Source organism: Lelliottia sp. AC1 (assembly GCF_023278595.1).
GTDB lineage: Bacteria > Pseudomonadota > Gammaproteobacteria > Enterobacterales > Enterobacteriaceae > Enterobacter > Enterobacter nimipressuralis.
Map to the genome: position 1 here is coordinate 3,199,363 of NZ_CP025699.1, position 22,522 is coordinate 3,221,884.

Annotated in this window: 24 protein-coding genes and 1 pseudogene; 6 read left to right on the forward strand and 19 right to left on the reverse strand. The window is 54.6% G+C overall.

Going from position 1 to position 22,522, the window contains the following annotated elements; translation table 11 throughout:
• Positions 1-1,566 (forward strand): annotated as a pseudogene (gene mltF / locus C0560_RS15115) (membrane-bound lytic murein transglycosylase MltF); the annotation flags it as partial.
• Here mltF and tadA read toward each other — a convergent pair.
• The 4 genes from tadA to murQ are packed head-to-tail and all read right to left on the reverse strand — an operon-like array spanning position 1,454 to position 4,925.
• A complete protein-coding gene (gene tadA / locus C0560_RS15120) occupies positions 1,454-1,993 on the reverse strand; it encodes a tRNA adenosine(34) deaminase TadA (protein WP_107703097.1) in 540 nt (179 codons plus the stop codon). The pseudogene mltF and the gene tadA sit on opposite strands and share 113 nt — an antisense overlap.
• A gap of 24 nt (positions 1,994-2,017) precedes the next feature.
• Complete coding sequence (yfhb, locus tag C0560_RS15125) at positions 2,018-2,653, reverse strand: phosphatidylglycerophosphatase C (RefSeq protein WP_100779289.1); 636 nt, start codon at positions 2,651-2,653, stop codon at positions 2,018-2,020.
• A 3-nt stretch (positions 2,654-2,656) separates the two neighbouring features.
• Complete coding sequence (locus C0560_RS15130; protein WP_248858933.1) at positions 2,657-4,018, reverse strand: PTS transporter subunit EIIC; 1,362 nt, start codon at positions 4,016-4,018, stop codon at positions 2,657-2,659.
• A gap of 13 nt (positions 4,019-4,031) precedes the next feature.
• Positions 4,032-4,925: an N-acetylmuramic acid 6-phosphate etherase gene (gene murQ, locus C0560_RS15135; protein ID WP_248858936.1), complete on the reverse strand. Its 894-nt coding sequence runs from the start codon at positions 4,923-4,925 to the stop codon at positions 4,032-4,034.
• Positions 4,926-5,041: 116 nt separating this feature from the next.
• Here murQ and C0560_RS15140 point away from each other — a divergent pair, with 116 nt between their 5' ends.
• Complete coding sequence (locus tag C0560_RS15140; RefSeq protein WP_100779286.1) at positions 5,042-5,890, forward strand: MurR/RpiR family transcriptional regulator; 849 nt, start codon at positions 5,042-5,044, stop codon at positions 5,888-5,890.
• A 56-nt stretch (positions 5,891-5,946) separates the two neighbouring features.
• Entirely contained in the window at positions 5,947-6,207 is a 261-nt protein-coding gene (locus tag C0560_RS15145; protein WP_100779285.1) for a YfhL family 4Fe-4S dicluster ferredoxin, read from the forward strand.
• Here the strand turns inward: C0560_RS15145 and acpS are convergent.
• The 12 genes from acpS to rseD all read right to left on the reverse strand — a co-directional run bounded on the left by acpS (position 6,204) and on the right by rseD (position 15,617).
• Positions 6,204-6,584, reverse strand: coding sequence for a holo-ACP synthase (gene acpS, locus C0560_RS15150; RefSeq protein WP_100779284.1), 381 nt, complete (start codon positions 6,582-6,584; stop codon positions 6,204-6,206). The two genes, C0560_RS15145 and acpS, sit on opposite strands and share 4 nt — an antisense overlap.
• A complete protein-coding gene (gene pdxJ / locus C0560_RS15155; RefSeq protein ID WP_248858938.1) occupies positions 6,584-7,315 on the reverse strand; it encodes a pyridoxine 5'-phosphate synthase in 732 nt (243 codons plus the stop codon). Before pdxJ ends, acpS begins: the two co-directional genes overlap by 1 nt.
• A 27-nt stretch (positions 7,316-7,342) precedes the next feature.
• On the reverse strand, positions 7,343-8,050 hold the full coding sequence (recO, locus tag C0560_RS15160) for a DNA repair protein RecO (protein ID WP_100779282.1): 708 nt from the start codon (positions 8,048-8,050) through the stop codon (positions 7,343-7,345).
• 11 nt (positions 8,051-8,061) lie between these two features.
• Positions 8,062-8,967, reverse strand: coding sequence for a GTPase Era (gene era, locus C0560_RS15165; protein ID WP_100779281.1), 906 nt, complete (start codon positions 8,965-8,967; stop codon positions 8,062-8,064).
• The gene (gene rnc, locus C0560_RS15170) at positions 8,964-9,644 is read right to left on the reverse strand and encodes a ribonuclease III (protein WP_095284345.1); all 681 of its coding nucleotides are present in this window, start codon (positions 9,642-9,644) and stop codon (positions 8,964-8,966) included. Before rnc ends, era begins: the two co-directional genes overlap by 4 nt.
• 221 nt (positions 9,645-9,865) lie before the next feature.
• Positions 9,866-10,828 (reverse strand): signal peptidase I, encoded by a 963-nt coding sequence (gene lepB, locus C0560_RS15175; RefSeq protein WP_100779280.1) that lies wholly within the window; start codon positions 10,826-10,828, stop codon positions 9,866-9,868.
• Between the two features lie 16 nt (positions 10,829-10,844).
• The gene (gene lepA, locus C0560_RS15180; RefSeq protein ID WP_100779279.1) at positions 10,845-12,644 is read right to left on the reverse strand and encodes a translation elongation factor 4; all 1,800 of its coding nucleotides are present in this window, start codon (positions 12,642-12,644) and stop codon (positions 10,845-10,847) included.
• Positions 12,645-12,829: 185 nt separating this feature from the next.
• Complete coding sequence (rseC, locus tag C0560_RS15185; RefSeq protein WP_123427053.1) at positions 12,830-13,306, reverse strand: SoxR-reducing system protein RseC; 477 nt, start codon at positions 13,304-13,306, stop codon at positions 12,830-12,832.
• Positions 13,303-14,256, reverse strand: a complete 954-nt coding sequence (gene rseB, locus C0560_RS15190) for a sigma-E factor regulatory protein RseB (protein ID WP_248858940.1) — start codon at positions 14,254-14,256, stop codon at positions 13,303-13,305. Before rseB ends, rseC begins: the two co-directional genes overlap by 4 nt.
• Positions 14,256-14,909, reverse strand: a complete 654-nt coding sequence (gene rseA, locus C0560_RS15195) for an anti-sigma-E factor RseA (protein WP_100779276.1) — start codon at positions 14,907-14,909, stop codon at positions 14,256-14,258. The genes rseB and rseA overlap by 1 nt, the downstream gene beginning before the upstream one ends.
• 31 nt (positions 14,910-14,940) lie before the next feature.
• Complete coding sequence (gene rpoE / locus C0560_RS15200) at positions 14,941-15,516, reverse strand: RNA polymerase sigma factor RpoE (protein WP_100779275.1); 576 nt, start codon at positions 15,514-15,516, stop codon at positions 14,941-14,943.
• Positions 15,513-15,617 carry a rpoE leader peptide RseD gene (rseD, locus tag C0560_RS15205; RefSeq protein ID WP_228483504.1) on the reverse strand — a complete coding sequence of 35 codons (105 nt, stop codon included), beginning with the start codon at positions 15,615-15,617 and terminating at the stop codon, positions 15,513-15,515. Before rseD ends, rpoE begins: the two co-directional genes overlap by 4 nt.
• A gap of 324 nt (positions 15,618-15,941) precedes the next feature.
• On the opposite strand from rseD, the gene nadB reads away from it, so the two are divergent.
• The gene (gene nadB / locus C0560_RS15210) at positions 15,942-17,561 is read left to right on the forward strand and encodes an L-aspartate oxidase (RefSeq protein WP_248858942.1); all 1,620 of its coding nucleotides are present in this window, start codon (positions 15,942-15,944) and stop codon (positions 17,559-17,561) included.
• Here nadB and C0560_RS15215 read toward each other — a convergent pair.
• Positions 17,546-18,283 (reverse strand): tRNA1(Val) (adenine(37)-N6)-methyltransferase, encoded by a 738-nt coding sequence (locus C0560_RS15215; protein ID WP_248858944.1) that lies wholly within the window; start codon positions 18,281-18,283, stop codon positions 17,546-17,548. The genes nadB and C0560_RS15215 overlap by 16 nt on opposite strands.
• A gap of 131 nt (positions 18,284-18,414) precedes the next feature.
• On the opposite strand from C0560_RS15215, the gene srmB reads away from it, so the two are divergent.
• Positions 18,415-19,746 carry an ATP-dependent RNA helicase SrmB gene (gene srmB / locus C0560_RS15220; protein ID WP_248858946.1) on the forward strand — a complete coding sequence of 444 codons (1,332 nt, stop codon included), beginning with the start codon at positions 18,415-18,417 and terminating at the stop codon, positions 19,744-19,746.
• A gap of 52 nt (positions 19,747-19,798) precedes the next feature.
• Here srmB and grcA read toward each other — a convergent pair whose 3' ends face one another.
• Complete coding sequence (grcA, locus tag C0560_RS15225) at positions 19,799-20,182, reverse strand: autonomous glycyl radical cofactor GrcA (RefSeq protein ID WP_100779271.1); 384 nt, start codon at positions 20,180-20,182, stop codon at positions 19,799-19,801.
• A gap of 314 nt (positions 20,183-20,496) precedes the next feature.
• On the opposite strand from grcA, the gene ung reads away from it, so the two are divergent.
• Entirely contained in the window at positions 20,497-21,186 is a 690-nt protein-coding gene (ung, locus tag C0560_RS15230; protein ID WP_102105000.1) for a uracil-DNA glycosylase, read from the forward strand.
• A 66-nt stretch (positions 21,187-21,252) separates the two neighbouring features.
• Here ung and C0560_RS15235 read toward each other — a convergent pair whose 3' ends face one another.
• Positions 21,253-22,350 (reverse strand): tRNA/rRNA methyltransferase, encoded by a 1,098-nt coding sequence (locus C0560_RS15235; RefSeq protein WP_248858948.1) that lies wholly within the window; start codon positions 22,348-22,350, stop codon positions 21,253-21,255.
• Positions 22,351-22,522 lie beyond the last annotated feature (172 nt).

A 22,522-nucleotide genomic window follows, 5' to 3' on the forward strand; every position in this document is an offset into this window, starting at 1 on the left:
CAGAGAATTAACTAATTGAAAAAATTAAAGATTAATTATCTGCTCATCGGCATTGTGACCTTGCTGCTGGCAGCGGCCCTGTGGCCTTCAATCCCCTGGTTCGGCAAAGCCGAAAACCGTATCGCCGCGATCCAGTCGCGGGGGGAGCTGCGTGTCAGTACCATCAGCTCTCCACTGACCTACAACAACGTTAACGGCAAAATTACCGGTCTCGATTACGAACTGGCGCAGCAGTTTGCCGACTACCTGGGCGTGAAACTCAAAATCACCGTTCGCCAGAATATCAGCCAGCTGTTTGACGACCTGGATAACGGCGATGCCGATATGCTCGCCGCCGGGCTGGTCTATAACAGCGAGCGCAGCAAAAACTATCAGCCAGGGCCGACCTACTACTCCGTTTCTCAGCAACTCGTCTATCGCGTGGGCGGAGTGCGCCCGCGTACGCTTGCTGCCCTTAACGATCAGCAGCTCACCATCGCGCCAGGCCATGTGGTGATTGACGATTTGCGCTCCCTGAAAGAGAAGAAATACCCGGATCTCAGTTGGAAGGTCGATGACAAACTCGGCACTACGGCCCTTCTGGAACAGGTAAAAGATAAAAAGCTGGCGTACACCATCGCCGATTCCGTGGCGATCAGTCTGTTCCAGCGCGTTCACCCGGAGCTGGCCGTGGCGCTGGACGTGACGGACGAACAGCCCGTCACCTGGTTTAGCCCTCTCGACGAAGATCAAACCCTCGCCGCCGCGATCCTTGATTTCTTCAATTCGATGAATGAAGACGGTACCCTCGCGCGGCTTGAGGAGAAGTATCTCGGTCACGGCGGCGATTTCGATTATGTCGATACCCGCAGCTTCCTGCGCGCGGTCGACAGTGTGCTGCCGGAACTCCAGCCGCTGTTCGAGAAATACGCCCAGGCGATCGACTGGCGCCTGCTGGCGGCGATTTCTTACCAGGAATCTCACTGGGACGCCCAGGCGACTTCACCCACCGGCGTGCGTGGCCTGATGATGCTCACCAAGAATACGGCGCAAAGTCTCGGCCTGACGGATCGCACCGACGCGGAACAGAGCATTAGCGGCGGCGCGCGTTATCTGCAGGATATGATGGCGAAAGTGCCGGAAACGGTGCCGGAAGAGGAGCGGATCTGGTTTGCACTGGCGGCCTACAACATGGGTTACGCGCATATGCTCGACGCCCGCGCGTTGACCGCCAAGACCAAAGGCAATCCTGACAGCTGGTCTGACGTTAAACAGCGTCTGCCGCTGCTGAGCCAGAAGCCCTGGTACAATAAACTCACGTACGGCTATGCGCGCGGGCACGAAGCCTACGCGTATGTGGAAAATATCCGCAAGTATCAGATAAGCCTGGAAGGTTATCTGCAGGAGAAAGAGAAGGAAGTGATGGAGGCAGAGCAGCTGGCGCAGAGCTATCCGGTGGTATCACCGAATGAGCTTAATCACCCGACGACTTCAATTCTGCCTTTTGTTGCTTTTTCTGCTGACGGCGCATTCGAAAGAAATCGCTTAGTAGCCCCGAACACTCTGGTGCAAGTACCCCACCGATAATCTGGACCTGGTGGTTCATGCCCGGATGACCGAGTACGTCCATTAAGGAACCCGCCGCGCCTGTCTTTTCATCCCGTGCGCCATACACCAGCGTCCCGATGCGGCTGTGCACCATCGCACCAGAACACATCACGCAGGGTTCCAGCGTGACATACAGCGTTGTATCCAGCAAACGGTAGTTCTGCAGTACCAGCCCGCCCTGACGCAGAGCCATGATTTCGGCATGCGCAGTCGGATCGTGGCGCCCTATCGGACGGTTCCACCCTTCGCCAATCACCTGATTGTTATGCACCAGAACGGCACCCACGGGCACTTCGCCCTCATCCCAGGCGCGTTTTGCAAGGGAGAGCGCATGGCGCATCCAGTATTCATGATTGAGTTCAAGGTCAGACAACGAAAGGTACTCCAGTCGGAAAGCGGGCGGCATTATACACACCCGTTATGATTAACACTATTCCAGTTGCTGAAGTTCGCCTGAAGGGGTAACGCGCCAGCGGTGCTGGCAGAAATAGAGCAGCGGGTTGTCCTGCTTGCTGTCGCTGTAGCCGCTGTAAAGGCGCAGGGGCGTGCCAATTTTTTTCTCCAGTTGCACCACTTTCTCGTGCCCCAGACAGCGCAGCGTCAGCACCCATCCGCCATAGGCGCGCCCCATTTGAGTGGCAATCAGATTCACGCGCGGCAACCATGGCGTGTCAAAATAGACCTGCTCCACCAGCGGCTGCGGCGAGCCGGTGATAAGCCAGATATCGGCGTCACTGGCGTTGAGGTACTCCGTCAGCCGGTCCTGCACCACCGGAAACGCAGTGACGTGCCCGCGAAACCAGTGGACGAAATCCTGTTGCAGCTGGCTGAGCCGCGCGTCGCTGTGCCCAAAGGTGCAGCCCCATAACAGCAGGCTCATTGGCCAGCGCGCCGCGCGCCCTTTTATCAACAGTGCGATCCCAATAATTGGCAAAAGTGGCAGCACGAGCAGTGCGTTCAAGGGCTGGCGACGCAACAGATAGCGCATAAAACTGCCAAACATATCCTGCTGATGAAGCGTTCCATCCAAATCGAAAAAGACAACGCGGCGCTCGTGATTAACCAAACCTTACTCCTCTGGATCGTGGAATCCTAACAGCCAGGTAAACAAGAACCCGGCGATAATCGCTACCAAACAGCCTAACAGATAGAGCATGACTTTTCCGGTCACGATGGTTAATGCCAGCGGTAAACCGGAAATCCCGAAAGTAATAACGGTAGCCACTTTCCAGTAGCTGATCAACGCCCCACCCATCGCGCCCCCCAGACAGGCCGCGAGGAAAGGTTTGCCAAGCGGCAGTGTGACGCCGAAAATCAGCGGCTCACCGATGCCCAGCAATCCAACCGGCAATGCCCCTTTGATCACTTTTTTCAGTCGTTCGTTGCGGGTTTTCAGCAGGATAGCAATCGCAGCACCGACCTGCCCCATCCCCGCCATCGACAGAATCGGCAGCAGCGCGTTGTAGCCGTGCGCCTGCACAAGCTCCACGTGAATCGGCACCAGCCCCTGATGCAGCCCGGTTAACACCAGCGGCAGGAAGGTACCGGACAGCACCGCCCCCACCAGCAAACCACCACGATCGATAGCCATCGACGCCCCGTGCGCAATCGCCTCGGAGATCCAGCCGCCTAACGGCTGCAAGGCCACAATCGCCACCGTACCGGTGATCAGGGTGGTCAGCAGCGGATTGAGGATCAACTCAATCGAGCCCGGCAGCAGGCTGCGCAGACGCTTCTCGACCCAGCACATCAGGGCGACGACCAGCAGCACCGCGATGACACCGCCGCGTCCGGGCTGGAGCGCTTCGCCAAACAGGGTAATTTGCGCCAGCTGCGGGCTGGAGAGGATCCCCGCCATCACGCCGCCCATCGCCATCGAACCGCCGTAGACTTTCGCCGCGTTGACGCCCACCAGAATGTTCATGATGGCAAACACCGCGCTACCAAAGATGCCCAGAATGCCGAGCAGGTTTGGATAATGGGTCGCAAAATCGCCGACGATGTCCGGGCGTTTGAGGATATTGATAATCCCGGTAATCAGACCCGACGCGATAAACGCCGGGATCAGGGGAATAAAGACGTTGGCCAACTGGCGCAGCGCATCGCTCATCGGGGCTTTGTATTTGGCTTTGGCCTGCGCTTTGTTGCGATCCACATCGCCTAAAACCTCAGCGCTTTCACCGATCATCAGCGCACGCATCGCATCAACGACCTGCGCGGCTTTACCCGGCCCGACAATCAGCTGGTGCTGTGCGCCCTGCTTTACGTAGCCGCTGACGCCGGGGAGCTTTTTCAGACGCGCCAGATCGAGCTGGTCGTCGTCCTGAACTTCGACCCGCACGCGCGTCATGCAGTTTTCGAGACGGCGGATGTTTTTCTCCCCGCCAATTCCCTGCAAGATGTTGCTGGCGAGCGCTGCTGTTTTTTCCATATACGCCTCAGTTTTAGTTTTGTAATGCAGCCCGCAAGAATCCCTGATGGGCTTCCAGTTTTGCGCGTGCCGCTGTGGCGTCCAGTCCGCTCAGAATCATCAGAATGGCCGGTTTAACGTCGTGATCGGTTTGTTGGAGAACAGCTTCAGCTTCTTCGCGGCTGGCGCCGGTGGCTTCCACAACCATACGGCAGGCGCGATCCACCAGCTTGATGTTGGTGGCTTTCATGTCCACCATCAGGTTCTGGTAGACCTTGCCGAATTTCACCATTGCCCCCGTGGAGATCATATTGAGTACCAGCTTTTGCGCGGTGCCCGATTTCAGGCGCGTCGATCCGGTCAGCGCTTCTGGCCCCACGACGGGAGAGATGGCAATCGCCGCAACCTGTGCAATCGGCGAACCGGGATTACAGGAGATCGCCACCGTCGTGCAGCCCAGCTGTTTGGCATATTCCAGACCGCCGATGACATAAGGCGTGCGCCCGGATGCCGCCAGGCCGACCACCAGATCGTTTTTGCTCAGGCTGAGGGCGGCGAGATCATCCGCGCCCAGCTGTTTATCGTCCTCAGCCCCTTCGACGGCTTTCAACAGCGCCCCCGGCCCACCGGCAATCAGCCCAATCACCAGACCGTGCGGCACGCCAAAGGTCGGCGGGCATTCAGAGGCATCCAGTACCCCGAGCCGTCCGCTGGTCCCCGCTCCCATGTAAATAATGCGTCCACCGGCTTTCAGCGCGGCGGCGGCGGCATCAACGGCTTTTGCCACCTCAGGCAATGTCTCTTTCACTGCCAGCGCGACCAGCGTATCCTGTTGATTAAAACGGTTAACAAGATCGAGCGTGGAGAGCGCATCGAGATCCATAGTTTGCGGATTACGGGTTTCTGAAACGAGTGAGCCAAGATTCATTTTTTGTCCCTCAGGAATTTTTAATTCATATTAACCGTACTATAATGGAATATAAAATTCATTCAGGCGAGCAAAATTCTGTTTTGCAGCAGCAATCACATTTCGCCAGGAGGCGTATGAACTGTTTAATTCGTATTCGCCAGCGGTACGCGGGCTTTGCCCAGAGCGATAAAAAACTCGCGGATTTCCTGCTTTCCCAGCCCGATCATGCGCGTCATCTCAGTTCTCAGCAGCTGGCAAGCGAAGCGGGCGTGAGCCAGTCCAGCGTGGTGAAATTCGCGCAAAAAATTGGTTTTAAAGGTTTTCCGGCACTAAAACTGGCGATCAGCGAAGCGCTGGTCAACAATCCAAATCCGCAATCCATGCCGTTGCACAATCAGATTCGCGGCGACGATCCGATGCGTCTGGTCGGTGAAAAGCTGATCAAAGAGAACGTGACGGCGATGCACGCTACGCTTGACGTGAACAGCGAAGAGAAGCTGCTTGAAAGCGTGGCGATGCTGCGCGCGGCGCGGCGAATTATCCTGACCGGCATTGGCGCATCGGGGCTGGTGGCACGTAATTTTGGCTGGAAACTGACTAAGATCGGCTATAACGCCGTCGTTGAACAGGACATGCACGCCCTGCTGTCTACCGTGCAGGCGATGGACCCGAATGATTTGCTGTTAGCCATCTCCTATTCGGGAGAACGCCGGGAGATCAATCTGGCGTCTGATGAAACGCTGCGCGTCGGGGGTAAAATCCTGGCGATTACTGGTTTTAACCCGAATGCCCTGCAGCAGCGAGCCACGCGTTGCTTGTACACCATCGCCGAAGAACAGGCCACCCGCAGCGCGGCGATTTCCTCTACCAGCGCCCAGATGATGCTGACGGATCTGCTCTTTGTCGCACTGGTACAGCAGGATCTGGAACATGCGCCGGGACGCATTCGTCACAGCGAAGAGCTGGTAAAAAAACTGGTTTGAGCAGGGAATGAGCGTATAATGCCCGCCCTGTTTGTGATGTTTCTGAGATTTTCCTGATGGCGCTGTTAATCACCAAAAAATGCATCAATTGCGATATGTGCGAACCCGAATGCCCTAACGAGGCCATTTCAATGGGTGATAGCATTTATGAGATTAACAGCGATCGCTGCACCGAGTGTATCGGCCATTACGAAACGCCGACCTGTCAGAAAGTGTGCCCGATCCCCAACACCATTCTCAAAGATCCGGCCCATGCCGAATCAGAAGAGCAGCTGTGGGATAAGTTCGTGCAGCTGCATCACGCGGACAAACTCTAGCTTTCGATGATCACTGTGGCGCAGGCGTAATGACGTTCATCCGCCAGCGTAACGTGCATATGGTTCACACCGAGTCTTTCTGCAAGCTTTTGCGCCTCACCCCATAACCGCAGACGGGGTTTGCCCAGCTCATCGTTAAACACTTCGAACTGATTAAACGCCAGCCCATTACGAATCCCGGTCCCGAAGGCTTTCGCCGCTGCTTCTTTTACCGCAAAGCGCTTCGCCAGAAAACGCACCGGCTGCTGGTGCGCTTCCCAGATGGCCCATTCGTTGTCGCTGAGCACCCGTTTTGCCAGGCGATCGCCACTACGGGCGATCACCGCTTCGATACGGGCAATCTCTACGATGTCCGTGCCTAAGCCCAGAATCGCCATTACTGACGCGCTTCCAGCATCAGACGTTTCATCTCGGCAACGGCCTCTTTCAGACCGCTCATCACCGCGCGACCGATAATCGCGTGGCCGATATTCAGCTCGTGCATTTCCGGGATCTGAGCGATCGCCTTGACGTTATGATAGGTCAGGCCGTGACCGGCGTTGACTTTCAGACCCAGGCTCGCGGCATAGCGGGCTGCGTTGGCAATGCGCTCCAGTTCTTTGGCCTGGGTGGCTTCGTCTTTGGCATCCGCGTAGCAACCGGTGTGAATTTCGATGTACGGCGCACCGACTTCTGCAGCGGCCTTGATCTGTTCGACATCCGCATCGATAAACAGGGAAACCAGGATACCGGCATCGGCGAGGCGTTGGCAGGCATCCTGCATTTTGTCACGCTGACCGGCGACATCCAGCCCGCCTTCGGTGGTCACTTCCTGACGTTTTTCCGGCACCAGGCAGCAGAAATGCGGCTGGGTTTCACAGGCGATCGCCAGCATCTCTTTCGTAACCGCCATCTCCAGATTCATGCGCGTGTCCAGCGTCTGGCGCAGGATGCGTACGTCACGATCGGTGATGTGGCGACGGTCTTCACGCAGGTGAACGGTAATGCCGTCGGCGCCAGCCTGCTCGGCGATAAATGCCGCCTGAACCGGATCAGGATAAGCCGTACCGCGCGCATTACGCAGCGTGGCAATGTGATCGATGTTGACGCCTAACAGTAATTCAGCCATGACAATCCTCGGTTTTCTCATTGTTCATTAACGCTTTGGCACAAACTGCCTGAATAATTCGCGGCTTTTTAAGGGCTTGCCTCCAAGATACGGCTTGAGGGCAATTCGGGTAAAGCGTTTTGCCGCACGTAAGGTATCCTGGTCAGGAAATTCTCGCTCATAGAGCGCCCTGAGGTGCCGCCCGGTGAACGTCGCGTTGTCAATCACCACGCTGGCAATAAACCCCTTCTCTTCGCGATAGCGATAGGTCATGGCGTCCTCTACGGATTCGCCGCTTCCCGCGCAATGCAGAAAATCAACGCCGTAACCGAGGTGGCCAAGCAGCGCCAGCTCAAACCGGCGTAGTGCGGGTTCGGGCGTGCCTGTTGCGCCAGCCAGCGCCTGGATGCAGTGCAGATAATCGAAAAAGAGTTCGGAGAAGCGTGTTTCGTGTTCAAGGACGCGTGAGATGAGTTCGTTGACGTACAAACCGCTATAGAGCGTGATGCCTGACAGAGGAAGCGCCAGGGAGACGGCTTCGGCACTGCGCAGGGTTTTGACTTCGCCGCGTCCGCCAAAGCGAACCAACAGCGGGGTGAAGGGTTGTAACGCGCCCTTCAGGTTAGAGCGTTTGGAACGTGCGCCTTTTGCAACCAGGCGCACGCGACCCGACTCTTCCGTGAAGACGTCCAGCATCAGGCTGGTTTCGCTCCACGGACGACTGTGAAGGACAAAGGCTCGCTGCCATCCATCCACGATGTTGTGTCTTAGACGTCGTCGCCGTAACCGAGACTACGCAGGGCGCGCTCGTCATCAGCCCAGCCTGATTTCACCTTCACCCACAGCTCCAGGTGAACCGGTGCTTCAAACATCTCCTGCATGTCTTTACGCGCTTCGATGCCGATGGTTTTGATTTTGGCGCCTTTGTTGCCAATCACCATCTTCTTCTGCCCTTCTCGCTCAACGAGGATCAGCCCGTTGATGTCATACCCGCCACGCTCGTTAGTCTGGAAACGTTCGATTTCCACGGTAACGGAGTACGGCAGTTCGGCACCGAGGAAACGCATCAGTTTTTCACGGATGATTTCAGAGGCCATAAAGCGCTGGGAACGGTCGGTGATGTAATCTTCCGGGAAGTGATGGATCGCTTCCGGCAGATGTTTACGCACGATACCGGCGATGGTATCGACGTTCATGCCCGTTTCCGCAGACAGGGGAACGATGTCGAGGAAATTCATCTGGCTTGCCAGGAACTGCAGGTGCGGCAGCAAATCGGCTTTTTCCTGCACGTTATCAACTTTGTTGACCGCAAGAATCACCGGCGATTTGCCATCGCGCAGTTTGTTCAGAACCATCTCATCATCTGGCGTCCAGCGGGTGCCTTCCACCACGAAGATGATCAATTCAACATCACCGATAGAGCTGCTCGCCGCTTTGTTCATCAGGCGGTTGATGGCACGCTTCTCTTCCATATGCAGGCCAGGGGTATCGACGTAAATCGCCTGATACGCGCCTTCCGTGTGGATGCCGACGATACGGTGACGCGTGGTTTGCGCCTTACGGGAGGTAATGGATATTTTCTGCCCAAGCAGATTATTCAGCAGGGTTGATTTGCCGACGTTAGGACGTCCGACAATGGCAACAAAACCGCAGTAACTCTTTTCTTCGCTCATTCCAGCTCCAGCATTTTTAACGCCTGTTCGGCGGCAGCCTGTTCCGCCTTGCGACGGCTAGAACCTGTGCCAACCACCGGTTCACTCAGGCCGCTAACCTGGCAATGGATGGTAAATTCCTGATCGTGTGCTTCGCCGCGCACCTGCACCACCAGATAAGATGGCAGAGGGAGGTGGCGACCCTGCAGATATTCCTGCAAACGAGTCTTAGGATCTTTTTGTTTATCGCCTGGGCTTATTTCGTCCAGACGCGTTTGATACCAGTTCAGAATGAGTTGCTCTACCGTCTGAATATCGCTGTCGAGGAAAACACCACCGATTAATGCTTCGACAGTATCCGCGAGAATTGATTCACGGCGAAAACCACCGCTTTTCAGTTCACCCGGCCCAAGTCGCAGGCATTCGCCCAGTTCAAACTCGCGTGCAATCTCGGCAAGCGTGTTGCCGCGCACCAGCGTAGCGCGCATACGGCTCATATCACCTTCATCCACACGAGGGAAACGGTGATAAAGCGCATTTGCGATCACGTAACTTAAAATGGAGTCACCTAAAAACTCGAGGCGCTCATTGTGTTTGCTGCTGGCACTGCGGTGGGTTAATGCCTGTTGCAACAACTCCTGATGCTGAAAAGTGTAGCCCAGCTTCCGTTGAAGCCGATTAATTACGATGGGGTTCATGCGATACCAGTAAATGAATGCGTCAAAAATGCAGCACACGAAACCGACCTGATAAGACCAACGCGGTTTCGTGTGCCGTGGCACTGAGTCAGCGCCAACCTTAAACTTCGGGGGAATATTCTATACGCAACGACAGGGTATGTCGTTAGCCAGGAGAGATTATCTCTTAAATAATTCACGTAACCCTCATTTAAGAGGGTTACGTGTGCAATTATCAGGAATTAATGGATTCCGCCAATGCGATTCAGACGAACGCCGGTCGGCCACTCCCCTTCCTGTTTTTCGAAGCTCATCCAGATCGCGGTCGCTTTACCGACCAGATTCGCTTCCGGAACAAAGCCCCAGTAACGGCTGTCCGCAGAGTTGTCGCGGTTATCACCCATCATGAAGTAATGTCCTGGCGGAACGATCCAGGTGGCGAGCTGCTGGCCTGGCTGCTGGTAGTACATACCCAGCTGATCCTGCGCGATCGGAACCGTCAAAATGCGATGCGTCACGTCACCCAGGGTCTCTTTACGCTCAACCAGACGAATTCCGTTCTCTTTGGTTTCGCCTTTCGGCATCTGGAAGAAACCGCTGGTCGCTTCGCCCCCGTTACGACGGGCAAAGGTCTGCACAAAGTCGCTCGGCTCCACGTTGGAATAGGTGATCGGCAGCGCATTCTCACACGCCGTACCGGAGCTACAGCCCGGCTGTACGGTCACTTCTTTCGCGACAGGGTCGTAACTCACTTTATCGCCTGGCAAGCCGACGGCACGCTTGATGTAATCCAGACGCGGATCTTCAGGGTATTTGAAGACCACGATATCACCGCGTTTTGGATGACCGGTTTCGATTAACGTTTTCTGATAGATAGGATCTTTAATGCCATAGGCATATTTCTCTACCAGAATAAAATCGCCAATCAGCAGCGTAGGCATCATCGAACCGGACGGGATCTGAAAAGGTTCGTAAATAAACGAACGCACCACCAGAACAATCGCCAGAACCGGGAATACGGAAGCCCCTGTTTCCAGCCAGCCCGGTTTCGGGCTGACTTTCTTCATGGTTTTCGCATCCAGCTGTTCACCCGTAATAGACTGACGTTCGCGACGTTTCGGGGCGAAGATAAACTTATCCAGACACCACAACAGCCCCGTCACCAGGGTCGCTATGACCAGGATCAGGGCAAACATGTTCGCCATGCCAACTCCTTAAGGATTATTTTCCGTCTTTACCCACGTGCAGAATGGCAAGGAACGCTTCCTGCGGCAGCTCAACGTTACCGACCTGCTTCATACGTTTTTTACCATCTTTCTGTTTCTGCAACAGTTTCTTCTTACGGCTTACGTCGCCGCCGTAGCATTTCGCCAGGACGTTTTTACGCAGCTGTTTCACCGTAGAGCGGGCAATAATGTGGTTGCCGATGGCGGCCTGAATCGCGATATCAAATTGCTGACGCGGGATCAGCTCTTTCATTTTCTCGACCAGTTCACGGCCACGGTACGGCGCGTTATCGTTGTGGGTGATCAGTGCCAGCGCATCAACACGCTCGCCGTTGATCAGCACATCCACTCGCACCATGTTGGACGCCTGGAAACGTTTAAAGTTGTAGTCCAGCGACGCATAGCCGCGAGAGGTAGACTTCAGACGGTCGAAGAAGTCGAGCACCACTTCCGCCATCGGGATTTCATAGGTCAGCGCCACCTGGTTACCGTGGTAAACCATGTTGGTCTGCACGCCACGCTTCTCGATACAGAGCGTAATGACGTTGCCCAGGAACTCCTGCGGCAGCAGCATGTGACACTCCGCGATCGGCTCACGCAGCTCTTCAATATTGTTCAGCGGCGGCAGCTTGGACGGGCTGTCGACGTAGATAACGTCTTTGTTGGTGGTCTGGACTTCATACACTACGGTCGGTGCCGTGGTGATCAGATCCAGATCGTATTCACGCTCAAGACGCTCCTGAATGATCTCCATGTGCAGCAGACCCAGGAAGCCACAGCGGAAGCCGAAGCCCAGCGCAGTAGAGCTTTCTGGTTCATAGAACAGGGAAGCATCGTTCAGGCTCAACTTGCCGAGCGCATCACGGAAGTTTTCGTAATCGTCAGAGCTGACCGGGAACAGGCCCGCGTAAACCTGAGGCTTCACTTTTTTGAAACCTGGCAGCGCTTTATCAGCCGGATTACGTGCCTGAGTCAGGGTATCGCCCACTGGCGCGCCCAGGATGTCTTTGATGGCGCAAACCAGCCAGCCAACTTCGCCGCATTTCAGTTCAGTACGATCAACCTGTTTAGGTGTGAAGATACCCAGACGGTCAGCGTTGTACACCTGACCGGTGCTCATCACTTTGATTTTGTCGCCTTTACGCATGGTGCCGTTTTTAATACGCACCAGCGATACCACGCCAAGGTAGTTATCGAACCAGGAGTCGATGATCAGCGCCTGCAGCGGCGCATCTGCGTCACCTTCTGGTGCCGGGATATCACGTACCAGACGCTCCAGCACATCAGGAACACCGACACCGGTCTTCGCCGAGCAGCGCACTGCGTCTGTGGCGTCAATACCGACAATGTCTTCAATCTCTTCCGCCACGCGCTCTGGATCGGCAGCCGGCAGGTCGATTTTGTTAAGCACCGGCACCACTTCGAGATCCATTTCCATCGCGGTGTAGCAGTTGGCCAGGGTCTGAGCTTCTACGCCCTGCCCGGCATCAACCACCAGCAGCGCGCCTTCGCAGGCTGCCAGCGAACGAGAAACTTCATAAGAGAAGTCAACGTGGCCTGGGGTGTCGATGAAATTCAGTTGATATGTTTCACCATCAAGGGCTTTGTAGTCGAGCGTGACGCTCTGCGCTTTGATGGTGATACCACGTTCGCGTTCCAGGTCCATGGAGTCCAGTACCTGGGCTTCCATTTCACGATCAGACAGGCCACCGCAAATCTGGATAATACGGTCAGAAAGCGTCGACTTACCGTGGTCAATGTGAGCAATGATCGAAAAGTTACGTATGTTCTTCATATAGTTAAATAATTATGCCTTACGAATTCCTGGAGGCCGCTGTTCTTAGCCTGACGTTTTTCAGTGCGAAAACGCAGCATTCTACACTACATCTTCGTCACCAGGAAATGCTGTTAAAGCCAAGCATAGCGTCAGAGAAGGACGTTTTGTTTTATGGGATGTAAATAAAGATAAAGCCCGATGAATTATCGGGCTTCTGAAGAGAGCGTTTCCACACGCAGCATGTCTGGCGGAAGCCCCACGCTGAGGATAACGGGCTGCCAGGCTTCTTTCTCAGCAAGCTTTTGAGAAAAGCCGCGCGCCAGCATAAAACCGCCCACGCCGCCGAGCACTCCGCCGCTCATCGCCGCGAGATCGGTGCCAAACAGCATCTGGAAAATTCCGGCGACCACAAACAAGCCCACCAGCGGGGAGAGATACACCAGCATGGCGGACCCCAGCAGGCTGCCTTCAGCAATGCCCAGTTCCACCTTTTGCCCAACAGCCAGAGGCTCTGCACTTGGCACAGAGATGGTGTGCGTGGTTTGCGGCCCCAGCTTATTCAGCACCCGGCTGCCACAGCCAGCGCGCGAGGCGCAGCTGTTGCATGACGCTTTCACGTCACAGCTCACTAGCGCAACGCCATTTTGCCACGAGACAACGGTGGCCCATTCTTTGATCATTGTGCGGCCCTGAATTTAATGCTGTCAGCAATGCGTTTCGCCGTCTGCGGCGGCAGTTCGCCCACAATCGTGATTTCGGCATTATCCCGCAGCGTCGTGCTTACGGTCCGGCGTCCGGTACGAAGTATTTGCTCGCTGCTGTTAGCTGACGCCCGATTGATGTTCACCGAGAAGCTGAACAAGCCGTCGGAATAGAGACGCGACTCGACCGGCGTTTCAATGGTCGGAAGCTGACGACGGCTACTGGATATCTCGCTGAAACCTTGTGGGATCCACGCTGGCACCCAGTTGAAATTCACCGTATCGCCCGCAGGCACTGACAGAAGCGGCGGAAGGCTCGCTTTCGCCAGATTCTGCATGCTGTTACCCACCTGACCATTCACCGTAAAGGAAATCACGCGGAACTGCTCCAGCGTTTCGCCGTCCCGATCGAGGAGATCGACGCGCATCGGCAGTTTGCTCTCCGCATCCATCCACACGATGTAGCTATAGCGTGTGCCGTCTCTTGCCACGACACGAATCACTTCACAAAGCCGATCCGCAATGCGCGTACGGCCAACGGAAATGAAATCGTAGTAAGGCGACAGACGTTTGAAGTCGGTATAAACGAGGGCCGGGAGCGAGTCGACAATGTAATCGCCATTAAGCGTAAACGGCTCAAGGCCTGGCTCAAAATAGCTGATTTCATTACCGCGCTGTACAACCTCACGGCGCGGGCCGTCGAGTTGTAAAAGCTGGGCGAGCGGCTGGTTATCAAGACGGGCATGGCGGTAGCGTAACGACTCTACACCTTGCTTGTTGATACTGATAAAGGCCAACTCGTAGTTGAGTGACTGGCTCGCCATATTCATCTGCTGCAACAACGCCCCGGACGATAAATCAGCCGAGGCGTTGGTAGAGAAGAACAGGCTACCCGCCACTAAGGACATGGCGCACCAAAGTTGCTTCATTACTGCGATTGCGTTCCTAAAGTTTGGTTTCCTGGCACTTGCACACCAGCCTGCTGGGTCTGTGCCTGCTCAAACTGGAGCTGCTCAGAGTGCAAACGACGCTGCAACTCATAGTCCTGCAGCATCGCATTAATGCGACGACGCTGTTCCTGGACCTGCTGTTGCTGGCCCGGGCTGACTGAGGCATCGGCAGATGGCACACCCAAGCTAACCGGACTTGCTTTACCCATCATCGGCAGTGTATTGAACACTGGCGCTTCAGGCTGCTGGTTAGCTTCTGATTGACCGTTATAGTGCTGGACGCCAACGATAACTGCAAGCGATACGCATGCAGCCACGCCCATTTGGGTCAATTGGCTCGCCCACGGACGCACTTTTTTCCAGAATGGCATCTTCTGCCATTGATGTGGCGCAGGTTGAGCTTCAGGGATCAGCGGAGTGGTCTGATGTACAGGCTCGTTCTCAATTGCCGCCATTACGCGTGCTGAGATATCGAAATGGAGAACATCGCCCGTATCACCACGCATAGAGTCGCGGATGAGATGGTAACTCTCCCAGGTCTTTTGCATCTCGGGAGAGTGAGAGAGCTCGTTAAGCAGCTCACTGTCCAGCGTTTCACCATCCATTAAAGCGGAAAGTTTTTCTTTCTGCATGCCTAATACCTTTTCCAGTATCCCGCTATCGTCAACGCCTGATAAGCGGTTGAACTTTATTATCAATAGCTTCTCGCGCACGGAAGATTCGCGAACGAACCGTTCCGACCGGACAGTCCATGATAGCCGCTATCTCTTCATAGCTAAGTCCATCAAGCTCCCGCAAGGTAATTGCCATGCGTAAATCTTCCGGGAGTGCCTCGATCGTGCGAAAAACGATTTGTCTCAGTTCTTCTGACAACATTAAGTTCTCAGGGTTCGAAATTTCTTTCAATGCGCCGCCGCTTTCGAAGTTTTCAGCGTCTATTGCGTCCACATCCGTTGAGGGCGGACGACGGCCCTGAGCGACCAGATAATTCTTTGCTGTATTGACTGCAATACGATACAGCCAGGTGTAAAAAGCACTATCCCCCCGGAAAGAATCCAGCGCGCGATAGGCCTTTATGAAAGACTCTTGCACTACATCAGGAACATCTCCTGACGGTACATAGCGGGATACCAGACTCGCCACTTTATGCTGATAGCGAACCACCAGTAAGTTAAAGGCTTTCTGATCTCCCTTCTGGACCCGTTCAACCAGGACCTGGTCCGTTAACTGCTCGCTCATCCGAGGTAATGTCTCCCCAAACCTAAATTCCACGCGTTATCGAAACGCCACTCTAAAAACACTGCAATGTGAGCAAGCACGAGGTTAGAGGGTCTATTCATCAATAAGTTCCGTTACGCGTCTGTTTTTGTCCATCGTGTCGCAGACTGTTCATTTTCTCTCATTATAAGTCTGTTAACGATACGTACCCAATTTCTGATGAGAAATGGTATTTTTGCTGCCAGAAGAGTACCGCAACACAGGGTTTATTTCACCACATAATCTGAAGCTAACGATCTGCTTCGCAAAATATTTTCGTTCTTTTACGCCTTTTTTGAGGTTGTGTTTAAGTTTAGGCTGCGCAACAGCATTCAAAAAAAACGTGCGATTCATCGCATTCGGGTGCTATTCTGGCCAAACACTGTTTAGTAAATTAAACAAACATCATGAACACAACTCCAGAACTGCATTGTGATGTACTGATTATTGGCAGCGGCGCTGCCGGGCTCTCTCTGGCGCTTCGACTGGCCTCGCATCAGAAAGTGATCGTACTGAGTAAAGGGCCGATGAGCGAAGGCTCGACGTTCTATGCTCAGGGCGGTATTGCTGCGGTGTTTGATGAAACGGACAGCATTGCGTCGCACGTGGAAGATACGCTGATCGCTGGCGCAGGCATTGTCGATGAACACGCCGCAGAATTTGTGGCCAGCAACGCCCGTCACTGTGTGCAATGGCTTATCGATCAAGGCGTTTTGTTCGACACGCACGTTCAGCCGAATGGCGAAGAGGGGTATCATCTCACCCGTGAAGGCGGTCATAGCCACCGCCGCATCCTGCACGCAGCAGATGCAACAGGCAAAGAGGTCGAAACCACTTTAGTCGCTCAGGCACGGAATCACCCCAATATTCAGGTGCTTGAACGCAGCAATGCGGTGGACTTGATTATCTCCGATAAAATTGGTCTGCCGGGCACGCGACACGTTGTAGGGGCGTGGGTCTGGAACCGGAATAAAGAGACGGTTGAGACCTGTCAGGCTAAATCGGTGGTGCTGGCCACAGGTGGCGCATCGAAGGTGTATCAGTACACGACGAATCCGGATATCTCTTCAGGAGACGGGATCGCCATGGCGTGGCGTGCAGGTTGCCGCGTCGCCAATCTGGAGTTTAACCAGTTCCACCCCACCGCCCTGTTCCATCCTCAGGCGCGTAATTTCCTGCTTACCGAAGCCCTGCGTGGCGAAGGCGCGCATCTCAAGCGTCCCGACGGCACGCGCTTTATGCCAGACTTCGACCCGCGTGGTGAACTGGCCCCGCGCGATATCGTCGCTCGCGCCATTGACCACGAAATGAAACGTCTCGGCGTCGACTGTATGTATCTCGACATCAGCCACAAACCCGTCGATTTTGTGCGCCAGCACTTCCCGACTATCTATGAAAAATTGCTGGGGCTTGGGATTGATCTCACCAAAGAGCCGGTGCCGATCGTCCCTGCGGCGCACTATACCTGCGGCGGCGTGATGGTGGACGATCATGGCCGTACGGACGTGGATGGTCTGTACGCCATCGGTGAGGTGAGTTATACCGGGCTTCACGGTGCGAACCGCATGGCGTCAAATTCGCTGCTGGAGTGCCTGGTTTACGGCTGGTCTGCCGCAGAAGATATCATCAAACGGATGCCCTACGCCCGTGAGGTGGCACACCTGCCTGCCTGGGATGAAAGCCGGGTGGATAATCCGGATGAACTGGTGGTCATCCAGCACAACTGGCATGAACTGCGGCTCTTTATGTGGGATTACGTCGGGATTGTACGCACCACCAAACGTCTGGAGCGCGCCCTACGCCGGATTACGATGCTGCAGCAGGAAATTGACGAGTATTACGCCAATTTCCGCGTATCTAACAATCTGCTGGAGCTACGCAATCTGGTCCAGGTGGCGGAGCTGATTGTCCGCTGTGCGATGATGCGCAAAGAGAGTCGGGGCCTGCATTACACGCTGGACTACCCCGATCAACTGGCGGAGTCTGGTCCGTCGGTGCTGTCCCCTCTCATTCACATAAACAGATAAAACGCCTGGGTCAGCGCCGTGTAGGCTTCGGAATAACGCTGATCTGGCCCGCGAATCACCATCCTGTCGCTAAAGCACTCACCTTCTTTTGGGGAGAGTGCTAATAAAACGCGGTGCGGAAGTCTTGCTTCGTTATCGGCGATATCCGTTCGCAGGCGTAAATACCAGCCGATATCGAGCGCTTTTTTGATAAACGCATTACCGGTACTTTCGGGCAGAACAACGCAGAAAAATCCCTCTTCTGAGATTAAATTCGCCGCCGCCATTAACAGGGCGGTGTGATCCAGCGAACCGGTGTATCGCGCCTGATCGCGTTCCGGCGTCGCGCAGTCGACGCCAGGCTCAAAGTAAGGCGGGTTGCTGACTATCAGATCGTAGCGCGCCGTTTGCTCCGGCGCCCACGTGAGGATATCGGCGCATTCCACCTGAACGCGAGACGCCCACGGCGATTCGGCGGCATTCTCGCTGGCCTGACTGGTCGCCTGCGCATCGAGTTCAACAGCATCGATGGTGACGTGCTGCTCCGTACGTTGCGCCAGCATCAGCGCCAGTAACCCACTTCCACTACCAATATCCAGAATTCGCTTAACCTTCGCGACGGGCGCCCACGCTCCCAGTAATATACCGTCAGTGCCGACTTTCATCGCACAGCGATCGTGGGCTACAAAGAACTGTTTAAACGTAAAACCATCGCGGCGCAGCTGCGCTTTGGGTTGAGACATGTCAAAGCAACCTTCTTAAATAAAACCGGATTAGCATAGGGGAAAGCGAAGTGGTGGAAAAGGGATATCCACAAACAGATGAAGATTGCAGCCATAACGTCTATAATCAGCGCCCCACACAGAGGTAGAACATGACTGTAACGACTTTTTCCGAACTTGAACTCGATGAGTGCCTGCTGGAAGCTCTCCAGAATAAAGGCTTCACACGCCCAACTGCCATCCAGGCGGCTGCTATTCCGCCTGCGTTAGAAGGCCGTGATGTACTCGGTTCTGCGCCGACAGGCACCGGTAAAACGGCGGCATACCTGCTGCCCGTCTTGCAGCATCTGATCGATTTCCCTCGCAAGAAATCTGGCCCACCGCGCATTCTTATCCTGACCCCAACACGTGAACTGGCCGTGCAGGTGGCAGAACATGCGCGTGAACTGGCCGCGAATACGCATCTGGATATCGCCACCATCACCGGCGGTGTCGCCTATATGAACCACGCCGAAGTGTTCAGTGAGAACCAGGATATCGTGGTGGCGACAACCGGACGCCTGATGCAGTACATCAAAGAAGAAAACTTTGACTGCCGTGCGGTGGAAACGCTGATCCTCGATGAAGCTGACCGCATGCTGGAACTCGGTTTTGCGCAGGACATCGAACACATTGCGGGCGAAACGCGCTGGCGCAAACAGACGATGCTGTTCTCCGCCACCCTGGAAGGTGACGCAATTAAAGACTTCGCTGAGCGTCTGCTCAACGAACCAGCGGAAGTGTCTGCGACGCCATCCACGCGCGAGCGCAAAAAGATTCACCAGTGGTATTACCGCGCCGATAACCTTGAGCACAAAGTCGAGCTGCTGAAACATCTTCTGAAACAAGATGATACCACCCGTACCATCGTGTTTGTGCGTAAGCGCGAGCGTGTGCATGAGCTGGCGAACATGCTGCGTTCAGCCGGTATCGATAACTGCTATCTTGAAGGCGATATGCCGCAGGCGAAGCGTACCGAGGGGATTAAGCGTCTGACTGAAGGTCGCGTCAATGTGCTGGTTGCCACCGACGTCGCAGCACGCGGTATCGATATCCCTGATGTCAGCCATGTCATTAACTTCGACATGCCGCGTACCGGTGACACCTACCTGCACCGTATCGGTCGTACCGGCCGTGCGGGTCGTAAAGGGAACGCTATCTCGCTGGTAGAAGCACACGACTACATGCTGCTCCTGAAAGTTGGCCGCTATATCGAAGAGCCATTGAAAGCTCGCGTCATTGACGAACTGCGTCCGACCACGCGCCCACCGAGCGAAAAGATGACGGGCAAACCGTCCAAGAAAGTGCTCGCGAAACGCGAAGAGAAGAAAAAAGAGCAGGCGAAAGAGAAGCCGCGCGTGAAGAACCGCCATCGCGATGCCAAAAACATTGGTAAGCGCCGTAAGCCAAGCGGTACGCCGCCAACGTCGCAGAACGAAGAGTAAAAAAAAGCCGGGTTTATCACCCGGCTTTTTTATTCCCCCAAAACCTCAAGCCTTACAGGCTTTCAGTAAAGGTACGCGCGATAACGTCACGCTGCTGTTCTGGGGTCAGAGAGTTGAAGCGTACCGCGTAGCCAGAAACACGGATAGTCAGCTGCGGGTATTTTTCTGGGTTCTTAACCGCATCTTCCAGGGTTTCACGACGCAGAACGTTAACGTTCAGGTGCTGACCGCCTTCCACGCGAACTTCTGGCTGGATGTCCATTGGGATTTCGCGGTATTCGATTTCACCCAGTTTGTTGACCGGAACGATTTCGTCTTCAGCAAAACCGGCTTTCGCAACCACACAACGTGCTTCGCCTTTTTCGCTGTCCAGCAGCCAGAAAGAGTTCAGCAGGTCGTCGTTTGCAGCTTTAGTAATTTGGATACCTGTAATCATGTCATGCCTCCAGGGCTACATTAATTAATGGATGTCGGCCTCTCGCGGCCAATTGGTAAAACCATTGTTGCTTGAGTGTATATATATCAGCCGGCACCCCATGATTCTTTGATTTAAATCAACAAAAACCGCAACCACACAAATAGTGTGGTTTGATTTTGTTGTTTCAGATCAATTTTACTGAGCCAGCTTTCTGCCCTGATTTGAGTATTTCAAATTAAATTGAAAGACTTAGCCTTAAATGTCGCGCGGAATTTTGCTCCCTTCGCTGAAAGGGTTAAGCTAGGCGCAATTGAGATATGCAGGAGAGCATGATGACGACCCCTTTGACATGGCATGACGTGCTGGCAGATGAAAAGCAACAGCCTTATTTTGTGAATACGCTCAGTACCGTCGCGCAGGAGCGGCAATCCGGTCAAACGATCTATCCTCCCCAGAAGGATGTGTTTAACGCCTTTCGTTACACCGAACTGAATGATGTGAAAGTGGTCATTCTGGGTCAGGATCCCTACCACGGTCCTGGACAGGCGCACGGTCTGGCATTTTCGGTTCGTCCTGGGATCGCAACACCCCCTTCCCTGCTGAATATGTATAAAGAGCTGGAAGGATCGATGCCAGGCTTTAGTCGTCCGGCGCACGGTTATCTTGAGAGCTGGGCGCGTCAGGGCGTACTACTGCTCAATACCGTGTTAACGGTTCGCGCGGGACAGGCTCACTCCCACGCCAGCCTGGGCTGGGAGACCTTTACGGATAAAGTCATCAGTCTTATCAATGAACATTGTGAAGGCGTGGTGTTTTTACTGTGGGGCGCACATGCGCAGAAGAAAGGGGCGATTATCGATGCCCAGCGTCATCATGTCCTGAAAGCGCCGCATCCCTCTCCACTGTCAGCTCACCGCGGATTTTTTGGCTGTAACCACTTTGTTCTGACCAATGAATGGCTGAAAAAACGCAATGAAGCGCCAATCGACTGGATGCCCGTGTTACCGGCTGAAAGCGAGTGATTTTTCGGAAGGGATAAAAATAATTATGCCCGGCTATCACCGGGCATAATTGTAGACAACGCAATATTATGCTTTGTTCTGACGCCACCATTCAGCCAGCAGGACGCCGGTTGCAACGGAAACGTTGAGGCTTTCGACTTTACCTGTTCCGTCGATTGAGACGCTCAGGTCGGCAGTAGAGAGCGCGGCATCGGACAGACCATCACGTTCCTGACCCAGTACCAATACCATTTTGCGCGGCAGCGTCGCTTTGAACAGCGGCGTACCTTTATGGCTGGAGGTGGTCACGATGGAGTAACCCGCCTGGCGGAACTCTTCGATAGCATCCAGAACGCTTTCGCCAGTAATCGGCTGCACATGTTCCGCACCGCCTTCGGCTGTACGAATCGCGGCACCGGATTCGACAATCGCCGCATCCTGCAACAACACACCTTTCACGCCGAAATGGGCGCAGCTACGCATCATCGCACCGAGATTGTGCGGGTTGCCCACATCTTCCAGTGCCAGTACGCAGTCATCGGCATCAGCCTGGCTGACCCATTGCTGCACCGTGGTGCCGTTACGTTTTTTGATCAGGAAGCAGACGCCGCCGTGATGTTCAGTACCAGATGCTTTGGTCAGCTCCGCATCATCTACCACATGGTAGGCTTTACGGTTTGCTGCCATCCAGCGCAGGGCATCTTTGAAACGCGGCGTGACGCTCTGGATAAACCAGGCGCGAACGATGCATTCAGGACGGCTCTGGAACAGGGCCTGACAGGCGTTTTCGCCATAGACGCGGGTCTCTTCCGCGCGTTGACGGCGCAGGACTTCCGGATCGATAAAGCTCTTACCACTGATTCCACCGTGATCGGCTTTCGCCGGCGCTTCTTCACCCGGTGCACGGGAAACGGTGCGCCATGGGGATGCATCACGAGGGAAATCATCGCGTGGACGGTCATCGCGACGGCGATCGTCACGCTTACGGTCATCACGTTTGCGGTCATCACCGCGGTTATTTCTGTCATCGCGGGCGGGGCGACGGCCACCGTCTGCACGAGATGGTCCCGGACGGCCCCCACCCTTTCCGGTACGCGGATTTTGGGTGCGTTTGTCAGAATCATCATCACTGCGGACATACATCACTTTGACCTTGCCGCTTTTATTCTTCAGTTCGTCGTTCATGCTTTTCTCCACCAGCGCTGCGCGAAGCGCGCAGATTACCCGATGTGTCAGCGCATAGCCATTATTTCATACAAAAGCCTGTGACTATTGTTCCCATTGAATAAAACGCATTGTCGTTTCAAACAAGCTCAATGATAATATGTAACATATCAGAAACATTATCGGCACTTTG